This is a genomic window from Arthrobacter sp. GmRoot5-12 (assembly GCF_059739365.1).
In genome coordinates this window covers 655,532-676,419 of record NZ_AP046056.1, presented here as the reverse complement: position 1 = coordinate 676,419, position 20,888 = coordinate 655,532, and the positions used below count along the sequence as shown (strand labels likewise).

Below are 20,888 nucleotides of genomic sequence, written 5' to 3'. Positions count from 1 at the left end.
CGCCGTCGTTGTTCCCCATGGCGTGCATTCCATGCGCGCCACCCGCCAACCGAAGGACACCCCTTGACTCCTCGCACCATCGTGATCACCGGCGCCAGCGACGGCATCGGCGCTGCGGCCGCCCGGACACTGGCAAAGGCGGGGGAGCAGGTGGTCGTCGTCGGACGTTCCGCTGAAAAGACCCGCGCCCTGGCGGAGGAGATTGGTGCAGACTTTTACCTCGCCGACTTCGCCGACCTTTCGCAGGTCCGGACCCTGGCCACGGAACTTGAGGAAAAGTACCCCCGCATTGACGTCCTGGCGAACAACGCCGGCGGCATGATGGGCAAGCGAACGCTCACGGTGGACGGGAACGAACTGACGTTCCAGGTCAACCACCTGGCGCCGTTCCTGCTCACCACCCTGCTGATGGACACGCTGGCGGCCAGCAACGCGAAGATCATCAACACCGCCAGCGCCGCAAACTACTCGGGAAAGATGGACCTCTTCGACCTCAAGGCCGAGCAGGGGTACCGCACCTACCGCGCCTACGGGACGGGCAAGCTCGCCAACATCCTCTTCACGTCCGAGCTGCACCGCCGCTTCCATGACCGGGGAATCACGACGGCGGCGTTCCACCCCGGCGTTGTCCGCACCAACTTCGCGGCAGATTCCACCAGCCACTTCCGGCATGCCTACAAGACCCTGCTGAACCGCTTCATGCTCAGCCCGGACCAGGGTGCCGACACCATGCTGTGGCTCATCAACGGCACCCCCGGCACGGACTGGATCTCCGGGGCCTACTACGCCAAGCGCGCCCTGGCCAAGGCCAACCCGCAGGCTTACGACGCCGAACTGGCGCGCGGGCTGTGGGACAAGAGTGATGAGCTGGTCAAGGCCTTCGTCCAGCCCTAACGCTCACAGGCAACGCCGTCGTGGTCGGCGTCCAGCCCGTAGATGTCCCTGCCAATAACCTGGAGGGGGCCACTGACGTAGGCCGGTCCGTTGCCGCTTCCGCCGGCGCAGTCCACGTCCGAGGCAATGGGGACGCACCCTGAGTAGTTCGGGTCGCAGCCGGGATTGGTGCCCGGAACGGCCGGGGCAACAGGGGCCGGAGGCGCAACGGGAGCGGGCGGCGCTGCCGCCTTCGCGGCTGCTTCGGCGGCGGCCTTTGCTGCCGCAGCATCCTGCGCCGCCTTCGCCTCGGCGGCCTGCCGGGCGGCAGCTTCTGCAGCGGCTGCGTCAGCGGCGGCCTTGTCGGCAGCGGCCTTGTCAGCTGCCGCCTTCTCGGCGGCTGCCTTTTCCGCCGCGGCCTGGTCGGCGGCCGCCTTCGCTGCGGCAGCGGCTGCCAGCTTCTCCGTGACGCGCTTGGACTCCGCGGCTTCCAGCCACACCAGCCTGCCCGACCCGTCCTTGGTACAGACGTAGGTGGTGCCGGCCGAAACCTGCTGCCCGTTTGCGGCGGTGCACGGCGTACCGGCAATGGGCGTTGCGGTGGCGAATTCGCTGGCGGGTCCGGCAGCGGCGCTCAGGGAGGCCTGGGGTGCACCGCACCCGGTCAGCAGAAGCACGACGGCGGCGGCCCCGGCGCCCAGCACCTTGTGCGGGCCCTTCCGCCCGGCGGCTCCTGGGGTCAGCGCGGGTTCCCGACGGCGGGTGCGGGGCGCGGAAAAGCGTTGGACGGCAGGCATGGTTCCCCCAAGTGCGTGTGCTGGATGCGATGTGCACGGCCAGCGTAGCTACGCCGGGATGGCCGGAACGGTTTAAGCGCAAATCTTGATGTATTCCTGCACCAACCTTGAAGCTCCCGGTTGTGCGGAGGTCAGCCCTGCCTGGCCAGCGCCCCACCGATCAGCCGCGCACCCTCCGGGTAGGCGCCCGGATTCGGACCCGAGTAGTTGAGCCGGATGAAGGCTCCGGCGGGTTCGGCCGGGTACCACTCCGTGCCGGCGGCTATGATCACGCCGGCATCCTCGCAGTCCCGCACCAGGCGCGGCAGATCCGTGGCGTCGGGCAGGCGCAACCACAGGTTCAGGCCGCCCTTCGGCAGGACATCGAGGTGCGCCTGGGGGAGGTGCTCCCGGATGCTGGTGGCCAGCAGGTCGCGGCGTGACTGGAGCTGCTGCCGGAGGCTCCGCAGGTGGGTCTGCCACCCGGGTTGCGTCACCACGTCCAGCGCGGCGGCCTGCAGGAGCCCGCTGACGTACATCGACTCGGCGGCGCGCTGGCCCAGGATGCGTTCGCGCGCCGGTCCCCGGACGATCACGGCAGCAATCCGGATGGCGGTGGACACGCTCTTGGTCAGGGACCTGATGTACACCACGTGCCCGGAATCATCGCGGGTTGCCAGCGGAACGGGGTCGGAGGTGATGCCGAAATCGTGTGCCCAGTCGTCCTCCACCAGGAAGGCGCCGTGCCGGCGGGCCACGTCCAGGATCTCGTCGCCGCGCCCTGCCGCCCACTGCCCGCCCGTGGGATTCGAATAGTTGGGCTGCACGTAGAACGCCCGCGCCCCGGTCTCGGCAAAGGCGCGGTCCACGTCCGCGGGATCCGGCCCGTCCGGGCCGGTGGGCACCGGAACCACCCGCACCCCGGTCTGCGCGGCGGCAAGGATGGCGCCCCAGTACGACGGCGACTCCATCAGCAGCGGCTGTCCCGCGCCCACCAGCGCACGGAAGATGGAGCTGAGCCCGCTCTGGCTTCCGGGCAGCACAACCACATCATTCGGGGTGGGAGGCGTGATTCCCACCGGGGTGGCCGACCCCAGTTCCTGCGCGAACCATTGCTGCAGCTCCGGCATGCCCGCCGCCGGCGGCCGCGACAGTGCGGCGTCGCCCCGGGCAGCCCGGGCCAGCGCGGCGCGGACCAGCCGTTCCGGCAGCAGTTCGCGGTCCGGGTAGCCGGAATGGAACCAGATGGCATCGCCGGGAACGTTGCGCATGGTGCCCGACGACGACGGCAGCGGGGACGACGGCGACCGCAGCGCAGCCGTCTGCCAGCCATAGTCGGACGGACGGGCGGTGCGCACGGCACGCACGAACGTTCCAACGCCGGGCCGGCTTTCAATCAGCCCCTGGGCGGTCAGCGCCTGCAGCGCCTTCTGCACTGTCACCGGGCTGGCCTGGTACTCGGCAACGAGCTGCCGGGTGGACGGCAGCCGGGCCCCCGGACCCGCGCCGCCGACCCATTGCCGGAGTGCCGCAACGATCCGCGAACTGCTATCGTTATTCATGAAAGAACATAGTAGCGCTACTGTCCTGAATCGCCCAGTGATATCGCCGCGAAAGGCCACCGGAATCTGGTGGGGCCTGCTCGGCGTGGCGGCCTTCTCCTTCACCGTTCCGTTCACCCGCGTGGCCGTGGCAGGCATCCCGCCGCTGCTCATCGGTTCCGGCCGGGCCGTCGTGGCCGCTGCCCTCGCCATCGCAGCACTTGCCATCACCCGCCAGCGGCTGCCCCCGCCCCGCACCTGGCTGCGCCTGTCGCTCGTGGCGGGCGGCGTCGTCGTCGGCTTTCCGCTGCTGACGTCCTATGCCCTCACTGCCGTACCGGCGGGACATGGAGCCGTGGTCATCGCCCTCCTGCCGGCCGCCACCGCAACGGTGGCGGTCCTGCGCGCCGCTGAGCGGCCCCCGGCCGCCTTCTGGGTGGTGATGGCGCTCGGCTCGCTGGCAGCCATCTCCTTCGCCTTCCTCCAGTCAGGCGGCGTGGGGCACCTGCACTGGGCGGACCTCCTGCTGCTCGGCGCCGTGGCCTGCGCCGCGGTGGGGTACGCGGAGGGCGGCCTGCTGGCGCGCACGCTGGGCTCGTGGCAGACCATCGCCTGGGCGCTGGTCCTTGCCGCGCCGGCCATGCTGGTCCTCGCCGTAGTTTCAGTCCTGGACCAGCCGCCGTCGGCCACACCCGTCCAGTGGGCTGCCTTCGCCTACCTCGCCGTGGTCAGCATGTTCCTTGGCTTCTTCGCCTGGTACCGGGGGCTGGCCATTGGCCCCATGGCGCAGGTGAGCCAGATCCAGCTGCTCCAGCCCGTCCTCAGCATCGGCTGGGCCGCGCTGCTGCTGGGGGAGGCGCTCACCTGGACCACCCTGATCGGCGCCCTCGCCGTGATCCTCTGTGCCGCTGCGGCCGTCCGCGTCCGGCTCAAACCGGCCCCCTGAACTGCTGAAAGGACTTCCCATGTACATTCCCGCCCACTTTGCTGCCGGCCCCGATGCCGTCCGGCACCTCCTCACGACTCCCGGCGCCGCCAACCTGGTGACCATGACGGACCACGGCCTGCTGGCAACACTGCTGCCCTTCGCCTTCAACCCGGCGGTGGGGGAGCGCGGCGCGCTGCAGGCCCACATGGCGCGCACCAACCCGCAGTGGTCCACCGCGCCGGCCGGAGAGGCGCTGGCCATCATCCAGGGCCCCGACGACTACATCTCGCCGTCGTGGTACGCCGCCAAGGCCGAGCACGGGCGCGTGGTCCCCACTTGGAACTACAGCACCGCGCACGTGTACGGCGAGCTGGTTTTCCATGACGACGCCGGCTGGCTGGCATGGCATGTCCGGCACCTGACCGGACTGCACGAGGACGGCCGGGCAGACCCCTGGGCCGTGGACGACGCGCCGGAGAAGTTCATTGCCGGGCAACTGCGGGCGATCGTGGGCGTAGAGCTGGTGATCAGCCGGATCGAGGCGAAGGAAAAACTGAGCCAGAACCGCTCCGACACCGATGCTGAAGGAGTGGCAGCGGGTCTCCGGGCCGGGGGGCGTGAAGCCGGCGCGGCCGCCGTCGAACGCGCGCGCCGGATCTGACGCCTATGGGCCCTAAGCCGCCCGTTCCAGCAGCACCATCACCTCGTAGTGCGTGGTCTGCGGGAACATGTCCAGGACGCGGGCACGCCGGGCGGTGAACGACGGGAGCGCGGCCAGGTCCCGGGCCAGCGACTGCGCGTTGCAGCTGGAGTACACGACGTGCTGCACGTCCGAGGCTTCCAGCCAGCCGCAGAGCTCCTTGCCGATGCCGCGCCGGGGCGGGTTCACGATCACCAGGTCCGGCGACTGCTTGCTGGCCAGGGCAAACGCGGTGGCGTCCCCGGCCTGGAACTCCATCCCCTTCAGGCCTGCCTCGTCACTGCTGAGGCGGGCGGACACGATCGCTTCGCTGCTGGTTTCAATGCCCGTGACGGTGCGGGCCGGTGCGGCGCTGTGCAGGGCGAACCCGCCCACGCCGCAGTACAGGTCCCACACCGAGGCCGGCGCCAGTTCGTTGACCCACTCGCGTCCCTGGCGGTACAGGGCCGCGGCCATCTCACTGTTGGTCTGGAAGAAGCTTTGCGGGCGGAGGTGCAGGTTGATGTCGTTGACCCGCATGTTCAGGGTGGACTCGCCGGTCAGCAGGATCTCCCGGTCGCCTTCCAGCACGGCCTTGTGTTCCGGATGCAGGTTGACCGAGACCACCTTCACCTGCGGCAGGGCGGCCAGGAGGTCCGGGAGGTGCTTCCGGATGCGCGGCACCACCTGGTCCGAGCGCAGGACCAGCCGGAGCATGACCTCGCCGTCCGGGGATTCGGTGAGGATGACGTGCTTGAGTTCACCGGTCCGGCGGGGAACGTCATAGGGCGTCAGACGGACCCGGCGGATGAAATTCGCCAGCACGGGGAAACAGGCGAGCAGGCCGGGTGAGCAGACGCCGCACTTGCGCAGGTCCACGCCATGGCCATCGGCGTCCAGGATCCCGATGGTGGGATTCTGAGCGGTCCCGCCGATCACCATCTTGGCCTTGTTGCGGAAGCCGGACTCCTGGCTGGCCACCGGCGGCAGCCATTCGAGTTCGGTGTGACCGGACAGGAGGGTCTGGCAGTGCAGCTGTTTGCCGGCCAGCTGCTCACCGTAGGGCACGCCCATGTGGGTGCAGGAGCGGCAGGTACCGGCATCAAAGTAGGAACAGCGCATGACCGGACAAGTTTACCCGGTTGCCTTCCCCGCCACGACGTGCAGGTCCGACGCCGGCACTTGGGGAAGTGCCGGCGTCGTACCTTTCAGGGCTGTACCGTCAGGGCAGCGCAACCGGCAGCACCCCATCCGGGAAGGGCGCAACGAAGGCGGCTCCTGCTTCTTCCCCTGCAGAGCCGTAGCCCCAACCGGCGAAGACGGTGGGAATGCCGTGGACGGCTGCCCCGGCCACGTCGTAGCTGCGGTCACCCACCATGAGCGGGGCAGCGACATCCACCTTGGCTGCCCTCAGCCTGTCCAGCACTTCGGCAATGACATCTGCCTTGCTCCACCTGGCTTCCTGGTCCGATGCGCCGCAGACGGCGGAGAAGTAATGGTCAATCCCAAACAGGCGGGCCATCCGGAGCGCCTGGTCTTCGGCCTTCGAGGTGGCAACCGCCATGGGTACGCCCGCACGATGGAGCTGTTCCAGCAGTTCCCTGATCCCGGTGTACGGAACGGACTGGTGTGCACCGTGATCCGCGTAAGCCTTCCGGTAATGCCGCAGCGCCAGCCGGGCAAGGACCTCATCGTGTCCCAGGTGCTCGCGGAAGGACTCAAGCATGGGCGGCCCCACCAGCCGGACCAGGTCCCCGGCCGGTGGCACAGCGGCCCCCACGGCGGCAAGCGCCCGGGCGGCGCTCGCCGTCACGCCTGCCGCCGAATCCAGCAGCGTCCCGTCCATGTCCAACAGCACGCAGCTGAAGGCTCTCCGCTGACTCCGTAGTGGCTGCTGCCGAAGTATCATCTCTGTGTGCTTTCGTTCTGGAGCCGGGCCGACTCGTGTCTGCTGTTGTGAAGTCATGCGGTGAAGGGTGAAACATGGATCGGGCGAGTCTTGACCGGATCGACCAGGGCATCCTGGCGGAGCTGACCCGCAATGCCCGGGTCAGCCACGCGGAGCTGGCTGCAAAGGTGATGCTGTCCCGCAATGCGGTCCGGCAACGCATCGACAGGATGGAACGGCAGGGGTACATCCAGGGCTACACCGTGGTGACCGGCGCCCCGGGGCACGGCACAGTCTCTGCTTTCCTGATGGTCTACCGGAAGGACAGGGTGCGCGGATCGGACGTCATCGCCGTGCTGCAATCGATCCCGGAGGTGGTCCTGTGCGATGTGGTCAGCGGCGACTTCGACCTGCTGGTGCGGGTGGAAGCACGGTCGCTTGAACGCATCCAGGAGATCTGGGAGCAGATAGCGGCCACGCCCGGCGTGACGGACACCGTGACGGCGATGACCCTGTCCAACTACATCCGCCGGGATGCGGCAGCGAAGCCGGCCCAGCCGGGAAACGCTCTCGACCAGGCTCCGCTTCCGGTGATCAGCCCTGGCGCTTGATGCACACCACTTTCGGCTGGGTCATCTCCTCATAGGCGAACCGGACCCCTTCGCGGCCCATGCCGCCATACTTGGATCCCCCGAACGGCATGCCGTCGAAGCGGTAGTCCGATGAGTCGTTGACCATGACGCCGCCTGCGTCGATGCGGCCCGCGGCGTCCAGGGCCGTGTCCAGCGAGCCGGTGAAGATCCCGGCGTGAAGGCTGAAGTCGATGGCGTTGGCGGTCCCCACGGCTTCGTCGAAGGTTGTGAAGGGTTGCAGCATGACGACCGGCCCGAACACCTCCTCCGTCCACAGCCTGCTGCCGGCGGGCACTCTCTCCAGGACCGTCGGATGCAGCACGTTGTTTACCCTGGTGTTGCCGGCGAGGACCACGGCGCCGGAGGCAACCGCCGCCTCAATCTTGGCCTGGAGCTGATCCACGGCGGCGGGACTGATCATGGGACCGACGTCGGTGGCTTCCTCGGCGGGGTCGCCCGCCACCAGCCGTGACGTCTCCTGCAGGATGCGCCGACGGAAGTCGTGGTAGCGGGAGGCGGCCACGAGGATGCGCTGAACCCCCACGCAGTTCTGTCCGGCTGCCCAGAAGGCTCCGGAGACGCAGGCTGAAACGGCAGCATCCAAGTCGGCATCATCCATGACGATGACCGGGGCGTTCCCGCCAAGGTCCGTGGACAGCTTCTTCAGGCCTGCGGTCCTGGCAATGGCCTCGCCGGCCGTGAATCCGCCGGTGAAGGACACCATGCGGACCTCCCGGCTCCGCACGATCGCCTCCGCCACGTCCGTGTCCCCGTGGACCACTGTGAGGACGCCGGCAGGCAGGCCAGCTTCGGCGAAGACTTCGGCAAGCAGTTGCGCGGACAGGGGCGTCAGCGCGGACGGCTTGAGGATGACGGCGTTGCCTCCGGCGATTGCCGGGCCCACCTTGTGTGCCACCAGATTAAGGGGGTCGTTGTACGGGGTGATGGCCGCAATGATGCCCAGCGGTTCCCGTGCGTACCACCCCATGCGGTCCTCGGAGCCTTCATAGGAGTCAAAGGGAATGATCTCGCCGGCGTTCCGGCGCGCCTCCGCGGCGGACAGGCGCAGGGTGTTGACTGCCCGCAGCACCTCCTTTCGTGCCTGGCGGATGGTTTTGCCGCTCTCGGCTGTGATGGTCTGGGCGAATTCCGCGTGGCGCGCGTCGATTAGTGCGGCAGCCGCGTCCAGCAGCTTCCCCCGGGCATGGCGGGACAACGCGCGTGCCTGCGCCGCCCCGGACCTGGCAGCCCGGATAATCGCGTCCACGGACTCCGCCCTGGTCAGGGCCACGGCTCCCACCACCCGGCCGTCGTAGGGGCTGAGCACCTCCCGGATCGCGGCCGTTGCGTGATCCAGCGGTGCAAGGGTTGATTCACGCATCTGCAGCCACCTGGTTCCGTGCGGCGTGCATGGCGATGATGTCGGACAGCAGGGCGTACGCTGTCTCCACCCGCCCGGCCCCGGGTCCGGACACCGTCACCGGGCCGAGGAGATCGGTGTTGAACGACACTGCATTGTTGGCACCCGAAACCCCGGCGAGGCCGTGGGCCAGGGGGAGCGCCACGGGGGCAACTCCGGCACTGATGCTTCCATCCAGGTTCCGCCGCGCGGAGCCCACCAGTTTCCACCGCCGCCCCTCGTTCCTGGCGCGCCTGATGTCCTCGGGCGACAGCGTTGACATCCCTTGGCGCCGCACATCCGCCAGCGTGATGTCCGCCCCCAGCAGCTCATTGGCCAGGATCAGGACTTTCAGTTGGACGTCGTGGCCCTCGATGTCGGCCGTGGGATCTGCCTCTGCGTACCCCCGGCTCTGGGCTTCGAGGACCGATTCCTCAAAGCTGAGGCCCTCTTCCATCCTGCCCAGGACATAGTTGCTGGTGCCATTGAGGATGCCCTCGAAGCCATTGAGCGCCAGTCCGGGGAACAGTTGTTTGGCCAAACGGATGACGGGTGTCCCGCTCATCACCGCGCCCTCGAATTCGAAATGCAGCCCTTTAAGCTCCGCGAGCCGGCTCAACTTCTGGCCATGCAGGGCGACCGGACCCTTGTTGGTGGTGCAGACACTCTTTCCCGACTCCAGCGCCCAGCGAACGTGTGAAGCCGCAGGCTCGCCGTCTGCAGGGTTGGTGAACGTTGCTTCGCAAATGATCCCTGCGGAGCAGGTCCGGATCACGCGCTCGTTGTCCGGGTCCGCTGACCCGCCGTACGCTGCAAATGTCGCGACGGCGGGATCCAGGCCCAAGGCCATGTCAAGATCGATCCCCCCGTCCTGGACCAGGGAACCCAGCCCAAGGTCCGTAATGGCAACCACCCGCAGGTCAAAGCCGAGGGTGCGGCCAAGCGCATCCCCTCTGGTGGCAATCAGTTCGGCCAGGGTCCGGTTGACGCCGCCGAACCCGATCAGCGCGATGTCGTAGGTGGTCATTGCTGCTCCCTTGAGGTGGTTGTTGTTGCTCCCATCCTGTGCCCACCCGGTGTCCGTTGAGGCATGTCCAAACGCTCCGCCGGGGAGGCGAAACGACCATCTGAAGGGCAAATCGACATACGGAGTAACAGCAATAAACGTGCAACATTCGCATTTGAATATGATTTTGATGACTAAAAATGCCAGTTTGTGTTACTTTCGTCACTGTCGACGCGCTTAAAGCTTTCATGGACCGGCACCCGAACCGCGGCCGTCCTTCCGACCATCCCCCACTGGAGGCACCACTTGGAATCTTCGACCCCCCTCACCCTCAAGCCGGAGCCGGACGCACCGCCGTCAACGGAATCAGGGCTCCGCCGCTCCATGGGGCCCCGGCACCTTGTCATGATCGCCATGGGCGGCGTGATTGGTTCCGGACTGTTCCTCAGCTCGGGTTACACCATTTCCCAGGCCGGCCCGCTTGGTGCCGTTCTCGCCTACCTCGTCGGTGCCTTCGTGGTTTACCTGGTCATGGCCTGCTTGGGGGAGCTCGCCATCGCCTACCCCGTCTCCGGTGCGTTCCATATCTATGCTTCCCGGTCCATTGGTCCCGCCACGGGATTCGCCACCGCCTGGCTCTACTGGCTGTGCTGGGCGGTCGCCATCGGATCGGAGTTCACAGCCTCGGGCCTGCTGATGCAGCGCTGGTTCCCGGGCGTTGATGTCTGGGTCTGGTGCCTGATCTTCGCCGCAACGTTGTTCGGCCTCAACGCCGTGTCATCCAAGTTCTTCGGTGAGTCGGAATTCTGGTTCGCCATCATCAAAGTGGGCGCCATCATCGGGCTCATCGTCCTGGGCGGGGCAGCCCTCCTGGGCTTCCACCCGCTCAGCGCATCGGGCAACCATCCCTTCCTGTTCGAAAACTTCAACACCGAGGGAGGGCTGTTTCCCAACGGTTTCACCGGCGTTCTGGTGACGGCGCTCGCAGTCTTCTATGCCTTCTCAGGCTCTGAACTGATCGGCGTCGCCGCGGGGGAGACGAAGGATCCCGCCACCAGCATTCCCAAAGCGATGCGCAGTACGGTCATCCGCCTCCTGGTGTTCTTCGTCGGAGCCATCGCCGTCATCGCCGCCACGATCCCGTACCAGGAAGTTGGGCTCGACGAAAGCCCGTTCGTGACGGTGTTCACGGCGACGGGTGTTCCCTTTGCCGCCGATCTGATGAACTTCGTCATCATCACGGCGCTGCTGTCTGCAGGCAACAGTGGCCTGTTCTCGTGCGCCAGGATGCTGTACTCCCTGGCCGACGAAGGCCACGCACCCCGGGCGCTTAAGAAGCTGACTAAGCGCGGCATTCCCATGACCGCGCTCTCGGTGAGCATGCTCGGAGGGCTGGCCTCACTCATCAGCAGCGTGGTTGCTCCGGAAACCGTCTACCTGGTGCTGGTATCGGTAGCGGGCTTCGCAGTGGTGGGAGTCTGGATGTCCATCACCGCCTCGCATTTCTTCCACCGGCGGTCTTTTGTCCGGAACGGCGGGGACGTGTCCACCTTGTCCTACCGCGCGCCGCTCTTCCCACTGGTGCCGGTCCTGGCATTCACTCTCTGCACAGTCTCTCTGGTCGGCATCGCTTTCGATCCGGCCCAAGTGGCGGCGCTGTACTTTGGGATTCCTTTCGTCGCCGCCTGCTACGGTTACTTCCACATCAGGTACGGGCGCCGGGCCGCAGCCGAAAAGACGGCGCAGGGCTGAACCGTTTCCATGGCCTGGCGCGGACGGCCGAACGTCCGCGCCAGGCCATCGCCGTGACCGGGACTGCGTTGCTTCCGGGGGATTGGTGTTTCCCGCTGGGCGGTGCCGCAACGTGTGAGGATAGGCTGGTTGCCGGTCGGAAGGAGCAGCAGGGTGGATAACTCCCCGGAGGCGGCGTCGCTGGCGCAGGGATTGCGGATAGTGCGCCTGGTCATTGACCGGGAAAAGACGGGGAAGCAGCTTATGGGTGTCTCCCAGTTGGCCGCCGAGCTGGACATGGACCAAAGCCGCGTCTCCCGTTTGACCCAGGAGCTTTGTGAGCTTGGCCTGCTGGAGCGCCGCGAACGCGGCCCGTTCCGCGTAGGGACGGGCTTCTTCGGCCTTGCCGCCACCCTCAATACGGGGTGGATCCGGCATGCGGCGGCGGAACTGGAGGCGCTGGTGGCCACTACCGGGCGGCGCGCCCGGGTCTCGGTCCGCGACGGCTACCGGGTCATCCTGCTCCTGGCGTCCAGCAACGATTCGCAGGCGGGCAGCTTCGTCCAGCCCGGCATGGTGACGCCTGTGTGGTGTACCGGATCGGGCAGGGCGCTGTTGTGGGACCATAAGCGGCGCGGGTTTGAAGCTTTGCTTTCCGACGTGAATTTTGTCGGCGTCGGTGGTCCCGGCGCCCCGCATTCCAGCGCGGAGGCCTGGGAACTCATGGCCAAAGACAAGCCCCATGGTTTCGTTGTCGCGACCGAGGAATTCGAACACGGCATCGTGGAGGTGGCCGTGCCTGTCCGGGATCCGGGCGGTGGGATCGTCGCTTCGCTGAGTGTGCTGGGCCGGCAGCCGGACGTTGGACCCCGCGCAGGGGAATTGGCGGATGTGCTCGCGGAGGCCGCGGCAAGGCTCGGTTCGGTCCATCCCGGGCCGGAGGGGTAGGCGGCCCTTAGGGGTTGCTGTCCGGAGACCGCCATCCCAGCATGCCTTCCAGCCAGCGGCCCTGGCGGACGAGCGCTTCGGCGTGCCGGGACCGGCTGGGTTCAAGGCGGCCCTTCAGGCCCACCACCTGCAGGGCCGCCACCACGTCGCCCCTGAAATCCCTGATGGGTACGGCCAGTGAGTAGAGCCCGGGCTCCGCTTCCTCGTCGACGATGGAGTAGCCGCGGACCCGTGCGTCCCTGAGCCGTGCCAGGAAATCCTCGACGTCCGCGGGGGTGTTCGGGCCGTGCTGCTGGAACTGGACGCCCGCGAAGATTTTGCGGACCTCATCGTCCGGAGTCTCCCACAAAAGTGCCTGCCCGGCGTCGCTGCAGTAGGCCGGGTAGGGCCGGCCCAGCCACGAGCCCACCAGCCGGCTGCTCGCCGGGACGCTTTCGCCCACCGTTACGGTGCTCCTGCCGCTGAGGACCCCCAGGAAGCACCCCTCATCAGTCTCCCTCGAAAGGCGTTCCAGGGCGGCGGTCCCGTCGGTTGCCAGCCGGCGCCGGGTCAGCAGGAGGGCGTCGGTCAGGACGCTCCAGTCCAGGGCGAAGGTGCGTTCGGGGGTTCTCCGCAGGAAACCTTCCCCTTCAGCTGTCCGCAGGCTTCTGGAAACCTGGCTTCGGTCCCTGCCCAGGTCCGCAGCGATCTCTGCAACCGTGCCGCCGGGGAGGCCACGCAGGTGGCGTTCCCCGGCCGCCAGGACGGCCATGACGCCACGTCCCATGCTTGAAGTCCTCGACATGGTCCGAGTCTAGAGGACCGCCCGCCCGGGTCAGGAGATGGCGAAGACGCGGGCCGGGAAGCCGCTCCCTTCGGAGGGTTTGGCCCAGCTGGCCACGATTGCGGCACCCGATTCAGGGAGGCCGGACAAATCAGCCATCAGTTCTATCTGCCAGCGGTCCTTCGCCAGGATGTAGGTTTCCAGGCCAAAGTCCCCCTGCGAGGTTGCCAGCCCCGGATCGGTGTCCGTTTGCTCGTGCCCGATGGCCGAAACCCAGCGTTCCTCCACCAGGAAGGACAGCACCTCACGGGACCACCCGGGAGTGTGGTTGACTCCGTCCGCATCCTTGTTGGCCATGGCATCTCCGTCCGGCCACCGTGAGCTCCAGCCGGTCCTCAGGGCAACGAAGCATCCAGCCGGGATTCTTCCGTTCCGGTCTTCCCATCCGTGCACATCCTGCAGGGTGGGGGTTGCATCCGGATCCCGTTCCACCCGCCGGGTGATGTCCAGGACCACAAGGGGAAGAATCATGTCCTGGACTGGAATCCGGTCAAGGGTGCGTCCACCCCGGATGAAGTGGGAAGGCGGATCCACATGCGTGCCCCACTGGCCAACGATCGAATACCGGTGGGCCGTAAACCCGTCGCCCCTTTCAAGGTCGAAAAGAGCCTCCCGGGTTTCGTCCGGAAAGGCGGCGAAACGGGGCTGGCCTGGATGGAAGGCATGGGTGAGGTCCGTGAACGTCCTGCCTGCCAGGGCGGACTGAAGCGCGGGCCAGGCGGCAGTGGTGGTGAGTGTCATGATGCTGCCGCCGCCGAGGGGGTTTTACGGTTCAGCCCACCGGCCACGCTCACGGGACCGGTCACCTCGATGACAGGCAGTTCCCACGGGTGGATGGCCACCAGTTCCTGCATAACCCGTTCCAGGACGGCCTCGTCCAGGGTGGCATCAAAATAGGTGGTGAAGACGAACGTGGGGGAGAGGGTCTGCTCGCCCACCCTGCCAAGCGTGGGCGACGCCCCTTCGCCGCACGAGAATCCTTCGAATCCGATGCCGGATTCGAAGACGTGCTTGTAGTTCCCGAAATCACCGAGGTCCGGGTAATGCCCAACGGTGTGCAGGAGTTCTGCCAGCCCCGGATCCTGCTGGACGGCGTTGGCGTCTCCGGCGGCTATCCGGCCGAAGGTTTCCGCACTGATGGGCCAGTGGACCCGTAGCTTGCGGACACTGTTCAGGTGCACACTCACGAATATTCCTCCTGTAATGGTCGTTGCTGCAGTCATCGTGGCACACAGTGATATGCATTACAAGCATGGAAACTTGCCTATAATGAACAAAACAGCCAACAATCGACCGGAGGTGCGATGCCTAGCCGCCGTTCCCTGTCCACCCTGCTTGACGCCGGCGCAGGCCTCGTAGCTGACGGCGCCCTGGCCACCGAACTGGAGGCCCGTGGCTGCGATTTGAACGACGCACTGTGGTCCGCCAAGGTCCTCCTGGAGCAGCCCGAGCTGATCAGGGACGTGCACCGGGACTACTTCGCCGCCGGCGCGAACATCGCCACCACCGCCAGCTACCAGGCCACGCCCCGGGGGTTTGCGGCGCGGGGGATGGGCGAACGGGAAGCCCTGGAGCTCGTTGCGCTGTCCGCCCGGTTGGCGGATGAAGCGCGGCGGCAGCATCTGGAGGACCACCCGGACGCCGGGCCGCTGCTGGTCGCCGGTTCCGTGGGTCCCTACGGTGCCTACCTTGCGGACGGCTCGGAGTACCGGGGGGACTACGCCCTCACCGCAGAAGAGTTCCAGGACTTCCACGGCCCCCGCATCGCCGCGCTGGTGGACGCCGGCGTGGACCTCCTGGCCTTGGAAACGCTGCCTTCCTTCGCTGAGGCCGAAGCCCTCCTGGCACTCAGCCGGGAACACGGCGTCGACACCTGGTTCTCCTTTTCCCTGCGCGACGGCGGGCACATCAGCGACGGAACCCCGCTCGCCGACGTGGCCCGGCTCCTTGACGGACAGCCCCACGTCGCCGCCGTGGGTGTGAACTGCGTCCCGCTCAACCTGGTCGCTCCCGCGCTCGCAGCACTGGGCCTGCACACGGACAAGCCGCTGCTGGCCTATCCCAATTCGGGGGAGACCTACCATCCCGTGACAAAGACGTGGAGCCAGGACCGGGCGGCTTCCGGCAGCGGTGCTCCCTCCAGCCTCGGCACAGGTGCCCCTGGGTGGCGGCAGCTTGGTGCCCGCATCGTGGGCGGCTGCTGCCGGACCACGCCCGCCGACATCGCAGCGGTGGCCGGGAAGGCATAGTTACCGGGAACACTGCCGTCTCCACGGGTGTTAAAACCTAAGGAGAAATGAACGATGAACAACAGAACTTTCACAGCACTTGTTGTACCGGCCGGCAATTCCGAGCCCATGCGCATCGAGCAGGTGCCGGCAGACCTGCAGGCCTTGGAAGCCCTGGTGGGCGGTCCGCTGGAGTCGGTGATCCGCGGCGACTGGCATGTCTACCTCAACGCCGAAAGCGTCACCATGCTCCTGCCGGTCAACTTCCGCGCCGGGCAGCTGATGCACGAATGCGGCCTGGACCTTGACGGGATCCGTGGCACCGCGGTCTTCCTCGGCCGCGGCGAGCACGGGGCCGAAGCGGACATCCCGGACCACTTGTCCCGGCTTGCGGAGGAGCTTTTCGGGGCCCCGCTGGCCGCGTAGGCTTAGTCCCCGCGGACCCCGTAGGTGCTCAGCACGTTGCCCTTGCTGGTGGTGGACTGGTCAAGCAACACCAGCCGGGTCAGCGGGTCACCGTCCTGGAACAGCCTGCGGCCGCTGCCGGCAATGACCGGGTGCGTCATCAGCTGCAGCGAGTCCAGCAGCCCGGCGAACAGCAGCTGCCGCACCACCGAGATGCTCCCGCACACGGCGATCTCGCCGCCGTCGCGGTCCTTCAGGGCGGCAACGAACTCCTCAAGCGGAGCGTCCATCAACTGAGAGTTCTGCCATTCCAGCTGCCCGGTCAGGGTGCGTGACGCAACGAACTTTTCCACCGGGTTGATGAACGCGGCAAAGTCCTGGTCTGCCGAGGCGGTGGGCCAGTAACCAGCCCACTCCTGGTAGCTGACGCGGCCCAGGACCACGGTATCCACGGTGTTCATCATCTTGGTCAGGCCCGCGCCGAGTTCGTCGTCGAAGCTGTCGAACTGGAACTTGAAGGGTTCGGACACCACCCCGTCCACGGAGTGGAACAGGCCGGCAGTGACTTTGCGCATGGGAACCTCCAGTTTTCGAGCGGACAGGCATTACGGTATGCGCCCAGGGCCTTTCCGGGAAGGGCGCCGGACCTTATTTTGGCCCGGGAATTCGGACGACGGCGGATGGTTACGTTAGCTTGATCACTCGCCGTGTCGTCTTGCACGGTTTCGCGCCGGCCGGGCCCCATACTTGTTTTTGAGCGGCTTTCGCCGTCCCCCCGGCCAGGCAGGAGGAAGTGCATGGAAACCCTGAAAAAAGTCGTGACCAACCAGTATTTTCCTGCCGGCGCTGTCCTGACGGCCGTAGTGCTGTTCTGGGTTGTTGGAATGCTGGGCGGACTGTCCCTGCTCAACAACAACCAGCCACCGCTCACCACCCTGACCTGGATGCTGTTCGTCTACGCGGCAGCTGTGCTGACCCCCCTCGCAGGCCTGCTGGCCGCCGTCGACCTGGTCCGCCGCTGGCGCCGCAACCGCGCCGCCGCACCCGATGTGCACGCTGAACCTGCTGCTTCCGCAACGGCCGTGACGCCGTACGCTGGCCGGCCGGCAGAAACACCCGCCAATGCGGCAGCCGTTGCTGAGCAGCGGCCGTCCGGTCAGAAGGCCCCGCAGAAGAAGTCTGGCGGGAAAAAGGCAGCATAGCGCCTACGGTGCGAGCATCACCTGGTTCCGCCCTGCGGCCTTTGCCGCGTAAAGGGCTGCGTCGGCTTCATTCAGCAGCATTTCGGCACTCACCACATGCCCCGCGGAGAACCCGGAGACTCCAGCGCTGAACCCCAACTGGCCCGATGGGTCGCCGGCATGGGGTATGGCCAGGTCACGTACGGCGCATAACGCCCGTTCCACAAGGGCCCTGGCCCCGATCACGCCCTGTCGGGGAAGCACCAGCAGGAACTCCTCGCCCCCGAACCGGTAGACACCGTCAGTCCGTCGTGCCGTTGCCGCGAGGGTGGATGCCACCGCCCGAAGGGCCAGATCGCCGGCCTGGTGACCGTAGAGGTCGTTGTAGCTCTTGAAATTGTCCACGTCGCACAGCGCCACACTGTACCCCTCGCCATGGCGGGCGCTCCGGGCGTGCAGTTGCTCCAGGTCCTCTGAAAGTTTCAACCGGTTGTGAAGTCCGGTCAGGGGATCGGTGCGCGCTTGCTCCGAGAGGACTTTCCGGTAGTGTGCGAGGTCCGCGTGAAGCGTGGTGATCCGCAACGCCACTAGGAGCCTGGTGTGCAGGACAAAGGGGTCCAACGGCTTGGTGACGTAGTCGTCGGCGCCGGCCTCGAGCCCGGACAGAACGTCGTCGCGCGATCCTTGCGAGGTCAGCAGCACGATGTAGGTGTACAGCTCAGGCTCCTCTGCACGGATGGCCCGGCAGAGTTCCAATCCGTCCATCACGGGCATCATCCGGTCGGTGACCACCACATCCGGCCGGTGTGCCTGGAACAGGGCCCATGCCTCGCCACCGTCCGCAGCCGTCATGCAGTCATGCCCCGAACGTTCGACGGCGGCCCTGGCCACCAGGAGCGACCCCGGATCATCGTCCGCTACGAGAACTCTCAATGGTCCCCCTTCACTGCGGCCTCCAGTTCGGCGTCCAACCGCTGCAGTTCAGCCTCGAGCCGGCTGACGAGTCCCTCGGCGTTGCCCAGTTGCCCGTTGCGGCCCAGCTCTTCGAGCTCGGCACAGACCGAAACCACGCCGGAGGCTCCGATGTTTGCCGCGGACCCCTTCAGGGCGTGGGCAGCCTGCACCAGGACCTGGCTGTCGCCAGGAACCGCTGCGCGAAGCGCCGCCACGCGCACCTGGCTCTCCCGTCGGAACGCCTCCAGCGTTGCCCGCAACAATGCCCCTCCGTCATCCTGGCCCAGGTCCCTAAGGACGGCGAGGCGGTTCGGGTCCAGTGCGGGCCCGGGGCTTCCGGCGGAAGGACCTCCGGTGACGGCAAGAGGCTGCGGGAGCTGCACGGGAACCCAGCGGGACAACGCAGCTTCCAGGGCAGCCGCGTCCACGGGTTTTGACAGGTAATCGTCCATGCCCGCGGCGAGGCAGCGTTCCCGGTCTCCATCGAGGGCGCCTGCGGTCATGGCAATGATGGGCACCCGGATTGCAGAGGGCAGGCGGCGGATCTCGCGGGTTGCCTCGAAGCCGTCCATCACCGGCATGTGGCAATCCATCAGGATGGCGGAGTATCTTGTCGCGGCCGCGGCCGCCACCGCTTCGGCACCGTTGCAAACCACATCCACCGCGTAGCCGAACTTTTCGACTGTTGCGCGTGCCACCAACTGGTTCACCTCATTGTCCTCAACGACCAGGATCTGCCCGCGGCGCGGCGTGCCGCGCCCAGCCTGCGCGGTTCGGGCGGGCCTTGGGCGGCTCCAGGATTCCGGTGTGGGCTCGCGGGTCGAGATCAGGCGGACCAGCCGGTTGTAAAACTCGGAACTGCGGACGGGTTTCATCAGCCACTCACGCACACCCGCGGCGGCAATCTCTGCCGGGTCTACCTGCATGGTCGAGGTCAGCATGATCAGTTCCATGCCCGCAAGTGCTGCGTCGGCCTTGATGCGCCGGGCCAGCTCCAGGCCATCCGTGTCGGGCATGCAGTAGTCCAAAACGGCGAGATGGAAGGGTGTCCCGGCCTGCCGCGCGGCGCGGGCCACTTCCAAAGCGGCCGTCGCGTCCGGAACGGATTGCGGTTCAAGGCGCCAGCCGCGGAGCTGGGATTCGAGGACCAGCCGGTTTGTGGCATTGTCATCCACCACCAGGACGCGGAGACCGGTGAGGAAGCCGGCGGCCGGCACAGGATCCGTGGACGGGGGTGCTATGGGCAGCGGCAGCCGGAACCAGAATGTGCTGCCCTGGCCCGGTGCACTGTCCATCCCGATGGCACCGTCCATCACAGCGGTCAGGCGCCTGCAGATGGCCAGGCCAAGACCCGTACCGCCGTAGCGGCGGGTGGTGGAAGCATCCGCCTGCGAGAAGGATTCAAACAATTTGCCGTGATGTTCCGGGCTGATGCCAATGCCGGTGTCGCGGACCTCGAACTCAATTGCCGCGGTGCTTCCCGGGCCGTAGCCCGGGTCCTTGGCCGTGACCCGGATGGAGACCTCCCCGGATGCCGTGAACTTCACGGCGTTGGAGGCAAGGTTGAGCAATATTTGCCGGATCCTGCCGGAGTCGCCCTGCAAACGGGCAGGAACGTCAGGCTCACAGTAGGCGATCAGCTCCAGGTTCTTGGCCAGTGCAGGTTCGGCCAGCAGGGCGGCCACCTCTTCGACGAGGACCCTGGGGTCGAAGGGACGGACGTCCAAGTCCACCTTTCCGGCCTCCAGCTTCGAGAAATCGAGGATGTCATTGATAAGGGCCAGCAACGATTCCCCCGCACCCTTAACCCCTTGGGCGTACTGACGTTGCGTCTCGTCCAGCCCGGTTTCCAGAAGGAGCCCGGTTAGGCCGACTACCCCGTTCATCGGAGTGCGGATTTCGTGGCTCATGGTAGCCAGGAATTCGGATTTGAGACGGCTGGATTCCAACGCCGCCTCCCGGGCCGCCTCAAGTTCCACGGTGCGGGCAGCCACTTCATCCTCGAGTCCGCCGGTCAGGCTGATGTTCTCGAAGACGATCAGCACCTGACGGACCAGCACGGAGACAAGGACAGTGGCTCCCACTACGAGAAGGAACGGATCGAGCTCCTGCAGGTGCGGGCCGGCGAACTGGAGTACAGCCAGGAGGAGGGGAACGTATGGGAGCAGTTCCAGTGCAAGCGTGTATCCCTTCCGGTCCGGGCCTGTGTTCTCCACGTACGGTGCAGCAGGAGCCATGGCGATGATGAGGAAGGCGCCTATCCAGCCCAAGGCAAGCGGTGATCCGGTGGTTCCCGTCACGCCGTCGAACGTCATGCGCACGTAAATGCTGTCCGTAACGGCCAGCACCACCAGGCCGCCACCGAAACAGAGCCAGGGCAGGCGCTCGCCCGGCTGACGCCGCATGGCCAGGACCAGTACCAGGGACGTGATCACCAGATCCACCACGGGGTAGGCCATCCCGGTAAGGCGTGTCAGTGGGTCCCCAACAGCGTTGAAGGCGGGGCCAAGGGCCGTGTACCAGCTGACCACAAGCACCGAGCCGGCAATGACGGCGGCGTCCATGACCGCCCGAAACAGCGCCACGGGAGTGCCGGCGCGCCGCTTGAACGAGAACAGCGCCACGACAGCGGGCACCGAGTAGCCAAGGAACAGGGCGTCTGCCAGGGAGGGAAAGGGGTAAACATGGTCGTTCAGAAGGCCGTAAAACGCGTAGAGCGCCATTCCGGCTGCCCAGACGAAGGACGCCGCAGCCATATAGGTCCAGGCCTTCGCGTTCGCACCACCTCGGGCACCGGCTCGCGCACAGCTCACCCCGGCCACCAGGGACGCGGCCAAAATGAGGAAGTCGCCGGTAACAAGGGCGGCCGGAGTGCCCCTGTTCACTGCCAAAAACA

At 66.8% G+C, this 20,888-nt stretch carries 21 protein-coding genes; 9 read left to right on the top strand and 12 right to left on the bottom strand.

Annotation, left to right across the window (positions count from 1 at the left end):
* The first annotated feature begins 63 nt into the window (after nucleotides 1-63).
* The gene (locus AC6JAM_RS03000; protein WP_056393378.1) at nucleotides 64-894 is read left to right on the top strand and encodes an SDR family NAD(P)-dependent oxidoreductase; all 831 of its coding nucleotides are present in this window, start codon (nucleotides 64-66) and stop codon (nucleotides 892-894) included.
* Here the strand turns inward: AC6JAM_RS03000 and AC6JAM_RS02995 are convergent.
* Together AC6JAM_RS02995 and AC6JAM_RS02990 are read right to left on the bottom strand one after the other, a co-directional pair.
* Complete coding sequence (locus tag AC6JAM_RS02995; RefSeq protein WP_268002773.1) at nucleotides 891-1,670, bottom strand: hypothetical protein; 780 nt, start codon at nucleotides 1,668-1,670, stop codon at nucleotides 891-893. The genes AC6JAM_RS03000 and AC6JAM_RS02995 overlap by 4 nt on opposite strands.
* 131 nt (nucleotides 1,671-1,801) lie before the next feature.
* Nucleotides 1,802-3,211, bottom strand: a complete 1,410-nt coding sequence (locus AC6JAM_RS02990) for an aminotransferase-like domain-containing protein (protein WP_268002774.1) — start codon at nucleotides 3,209-3,211, stop codon at nucleotides 1,802-1,804.
* On the opposite strand from AC6JAM_RS02990, the gene AC6JAM_RS02985 reads away from it, so the two are divergent.
* Together AC6JAM_RS02985 and AC6JAM_RS02980 are read left to right on the top strand one after the other, a co-directional pair.
* Nucleotides 3,210-4,136: a DMT family transporter gene (locus tag AC6JAM_RS02985; RefSeq protein ID WP_056393382.1), complete on the top strand. Its 927-nt coding sequence runs from the start codon at nucleotides 3,210-3,212 to the stop codon at nucleotides 4,134-4,136. The two genes, AC6JAM_RS02990 and AC6JAM_RS02985, sit on opposite strands and share 2 nt — an antisense overlap.
* Nucleotides 4,137-4,155: 19 nt before the next feature.
* Nucleotides 4,156-4,779, top strand: coding sequence for an FMN-binding negative transcriptional regulator (locus AC6JAM_RS02980; protein WP_478222177.1), 624 nt, complete (start codon nucleotides 4,156-4,158; stop codon nucleotides 4,777-4,779).
* 12 nt (nucleotides 4,780-4,791) lie between these two features.
* Here AC6JAM_RS02980 and rlmC read toward each other — a convergent pair whose 3' ends face one another.
* On the bottom strand, nucleotides 4,792-5,919 hold the full coding sequence (gene rlmC / locus AC6JAM_RS02975; RefSeq protein WP_268002776.1) for a 23S rRNA (uracil(747)-C(5))-methyltransferase RlmC: 1,128 nt from the start codon (nucleotides 5,917-5,919) through the stop codon (nucleotides 4,792-4,794).
* A 100-nt stretch (nucleotides 5,920-6,019) separates the two neighbouring features.
* A complete protein-coding gene (locus AC6JAM_RS02970) occupies nucleotides 6,020-6,655 on the bottom strand; it encodes an HAD hydrolase-like protein (RefSeq protein WP_268002777.1) in 636 nt (211 codons plus the stop codon).
* Nucleotides 6,656-6,780: 125 nt separating this feature from the next.
* Here AC6JAM_RS02970 and AC6JAM_RS02965 point away from each other — a divergent pair, with 125 nt between their 5' ends.
* Nucleotides 6,781-7,296, top strand: coding sequence for an Lrp/AsnC family transcriptional regulator (locus AC6JAM_RS02965; RefSeq protein ID WP_144600536.1), 516 nt, complete (start codon nucleotides 6,781-6,783; stop codon nucleotides 7,294-7,296).
* Here AC6JAM_RS02965 and AC6JAM_RS02960 read toward each other — a convergent pair.
* Both AC6JAM_RS02960 and AC6JAM_RS02955 read right to left on the bottom strand, forming a co-directional pair.
* Nucleotides 7,280-8,698 carry an aldehyde dehydrogenase family protein gene (locus AC6JAM_RS02960; protein ID WP_497933993.1) on the bottom strand — a complete coding sequence of 473 codons (1,419 nt, stop codon included), beginning with the start codon at nucleotides 8,696-8,698 and terminating at the stop codon, nucleotides 7,280-7,282. The two genes, AC6JAM_RS02965 and AC6JAM_RS02960, sit on opposite strands and share 17 nt — an antisense overlap.
* Entirely contained in the window at nucleotides 8,691-9,743 is a 1,053-nt protein-coding gene (locus tag AC6JAM_RS02955) for a homoserine dehydrogenase (RefSeq protein ID WP_497933992.1), read from the bottom strand. The genes AC6JAM_RS02960 and AC6JAM_RS02955 overlap by 8 nt, the downstream gene beginning before the upstream one ends.
* Nucleotides 9,744-10,028: 285 nt before the next feature.
* On the opposite strand from AC6JAM_RS02955, the gene AC6JAM_RS02950 reads away from it, so the two are divergent.
* On the top strand, nucleotides 10,029-11,474 hold the full coding sequence (locus AC6JAM_RS02950) for an amino acid permease (RefSeq protein WP_497933991.1): 1,446 nt from the start codon (nucleotides 10,029-10,031) through the stop codon (nucleotides 11,472-11,474).
* Nucleotides 11,475-11,627: 153 nt separating this feature from the next.
* Complete coding sequence (locus AC6JAM_RS02945) at nucleotides 11,628-12,401, top strand: IclR family transcriptional regulator (RefSeq protein WP_497933989.1); 774 nt, start codon at nucleotides 11,628-11,630, stop codon at nucleotides 12,399-12,401.
* A 7-nt stretch (nucleotides 12,402-12,408) separates the two neighbouring features.
* On the opposite strand, the gene AC6JAM_RS02940 is transcribed toward AC6JAM_RS02945, so the two are convergent.
* From AC6JAM_RS02940 to AC6JAM_RS02930, 3 genes are read right to left on the bottom strand one after another with little or no spacing between them, the layout of a single operon-like run.
* Nucleotides 12,409-13,185, bottom strand: coding sequence for an IclR family transcriptional regulator (locus tag AC6JAM_RS02940; protein ID WP_497933987.1), 777 nt, complete (start codon nucleotides 13,183-13,185; stop codon nucleotides 12,409-12,411).
* 30 nt (nucleotides 13,186-13,215) lie between these two features.
* A complete protein-coding gene (locus AC6JAM_RS02935; protein WP_497933985.1) occupies nucleotides 13,216-13,965 on the bottom strand; it encodes a cyclase family protein in 750 nt (249 codons plus the stop codon).
* Nucleotides 13,962-14,411: a hypothetical protein gene (locus AC6JAM_RS02930; protein ID WP_497933983.1), complete on the bottom strand. Its 450-nt coding sequence runs from the start codon at nucleotides 14,409-14,411 to the stop codon at nucleotides 13,962-13,964. Before AC6JAM_RS02930 ends, AC6JAM_RS02935 begins: the two co-directional genes overlap by 4 nt.
* 117 nt (nucleotides 14,412-14,528) lie before the next feature.
* On the opposite strand from AC6JAM_RS02930, the gene mmuM reads away from it, so the two are divergent.
* A complete protein-coding gene (mmuM, locus tag AC6JAM_RS02925) occupies nucleotides 14,529-15,473 on the top strand; it encodes a homocysteine S-methyltransferase (RefSeq protein WP_497933982.1) in 945 nt (314 codons plus the stop codon).
* A gap of 54 nt (nucleotides 15,474-15,527) precedes the next feature.
* Nucleotides 15,528-15,878 (top strand): DUF3846 domain-containing protein, encoded by a 351-nt coding sequence (locus AC6JAM_RS02920; RefSeq protein WP_497933980.1) that lies wholly within the window; start codon nucleotides 15,528-15,530, stop codon nucleotides 15,876-15,878.
* 2 nt (nucleotides 15,879-15,880) lie between these two features.
* Here the strand turns inward: AC6JAM_RS02920 and AC6JAM_RS02915 are convergent, their stop codons facing one another.
* Nucleotides 15,881-16,432, bottom strand: coding sequence for a dihydrofolate reductase family protein (locus tag AC6JAM_RS02915; RefSeq protein ID WP_018771810.1), 552 nt, complete (start codon nucleotides 16,430-16,432; stop codon nucleotides 15,881-15,883).
* Nucleotides 16,433-16,654: 222 nt separating this feature from the next.
* On the opposite strand from AC6JAM_RS02915, the gene AC6JAM_RS02910 reads away from it, so the two are divergent.
* Entirely contained in the window at nucleotides 16,655-17,059 is a 405-nt protein-coding gene (locus AC6JAM_RS02910) for a hypothetical protein (protein WP_018771809.1), read from the top strand.
* Between the two features lie 3 nt (nucleotides 17,060-17,062).
* Here the strand turns inward: AC6JAM_RS02910 and AC6JAM_RS02905 are convergent, their stop codons facing one another.
* Nucleotides 17,063-17,971 (bottom strand): GGDEF domain-containing response regulator, encoded by a 909-nt coding sequence (locus AC6JAM_RS02905; protein ID WP_056393401.1) that lies wholly within the window; start codon nucleotides 17,969-17,971, stop codon nucleotides 17,063-17,065.
* Nucleotides 17,968-20,877, bottom strand: a complete 2,910-nt coding sequence (locus AC6JAM_RS02900; protein ID WP_497933977.1) for a response regulator — start codon at nucleotides 20,875-20,877, stop codon at nucleotides 17,968-17,970. The genes AC6JAM_RS02905 and AC6JAM_RS02900 overlap by 4 nt, the downstream gene beginning before the upstream one ends.
* Nucleotides 20,878-20,888: the final 11 nt, after the last annotated feature.

Coding starts and splice junctions, on each gene's coding strand:
- AC6JAM_RS02940 (WP_497933987.1), bottom strand. CDS start 13,185: ATGTCGAGGACTTCAAGCATGGGACGTGGCGTCATGGCCGTCCTGGCG.
- AC6JAM_RS02965 (WP_144600536.1), top strand. CDS start 6,781: ATGGATCGGGCGAGTCTTGACCGGATCGACCAGGGCATCCTGGCGGAG.
- AC6JAM_RS02935 (WP_497933985.1), bottom strand. CDS start 13,965: ATGACACTCACCACCACTGCCGCCTGGCCCGCGCTTCAGTCCGCCCTG.
- AC6JAM_RS02915 (WP_018771810.1), bottom strand. CDS start 16,432: ATGCGCAAAGTCACTGCCGGCCTGTTCCACTCCGTGGACGGGGTGGTG.
- AC6JAM_RS02990 (WP_268002774.1), bottom strand. CDS start 3,211: ATGAATAACGATAGCAGTTCGCGGATCGTTGCGGCACTCCGGCAATGG.
- mmuM (WP_497933982.1), top strand. CDS start 14,529: ATGCCTAGCCGCCGTTCCCTGTCCACCCTGCTTGACGCCGGCGCAGGC.
- AC6JAM_RS02995 (WP_268002773.1), bottom strand. CDS start 1,670: ATGCCTGCCGTCCAACGCTTTTCCGCGCCCCGCACCCGCCGTCGGGAA.
- AC6JAM_RS02960 (WP_497933993.1), bottom strand. CDS start 8,698: ATGCGTGAATCAACCCTTGCACCGCTGGATCACGCAACGGCCGCGATC.
- AC6JAM_RS02985 (WP_056393382.1), top strand. CDS start 3,210: ATGAAAGAACATAGTAGCGCTACTGTCCTGAATCGCCCAGTGATATCG.
- AC6JAM_RS02955 (WP_497933992.1), bottom strand. CDS start 9,743: ATGACCACCTACGACATCGCGCTGATCGGGTTCGGCGGCGTCAACCGG.
- AC6JAM_RS02910 (WP_018771809.1), top strand. CDS start 16,655: ATGGAAACCCTGAAAAAAGTCGTGACCAACCAGTATTTTCCTGCCGGC.
- AC6JAM_RS02980 (WP_478222177.1), top strand. CDS start 4,156: ATGTACATTCCCGCCCACTTTGCTGCCGGCCCCGATGCCGTCCGGCAC.
- rlmC (WP_268002776.1), bottom strand. CDS start 5,919: ATGCGCTGTTCCTACTTTGATGCCGGTACCTGCCGCTCCTGCACCCAC.
- AC6JAM_RS02920 (WP_497933980.1), top strand. CDS start 15,528: ATGAACAACAGAACTTTCACAGCACTTGTTGTACCGGCCGGCAATTCC.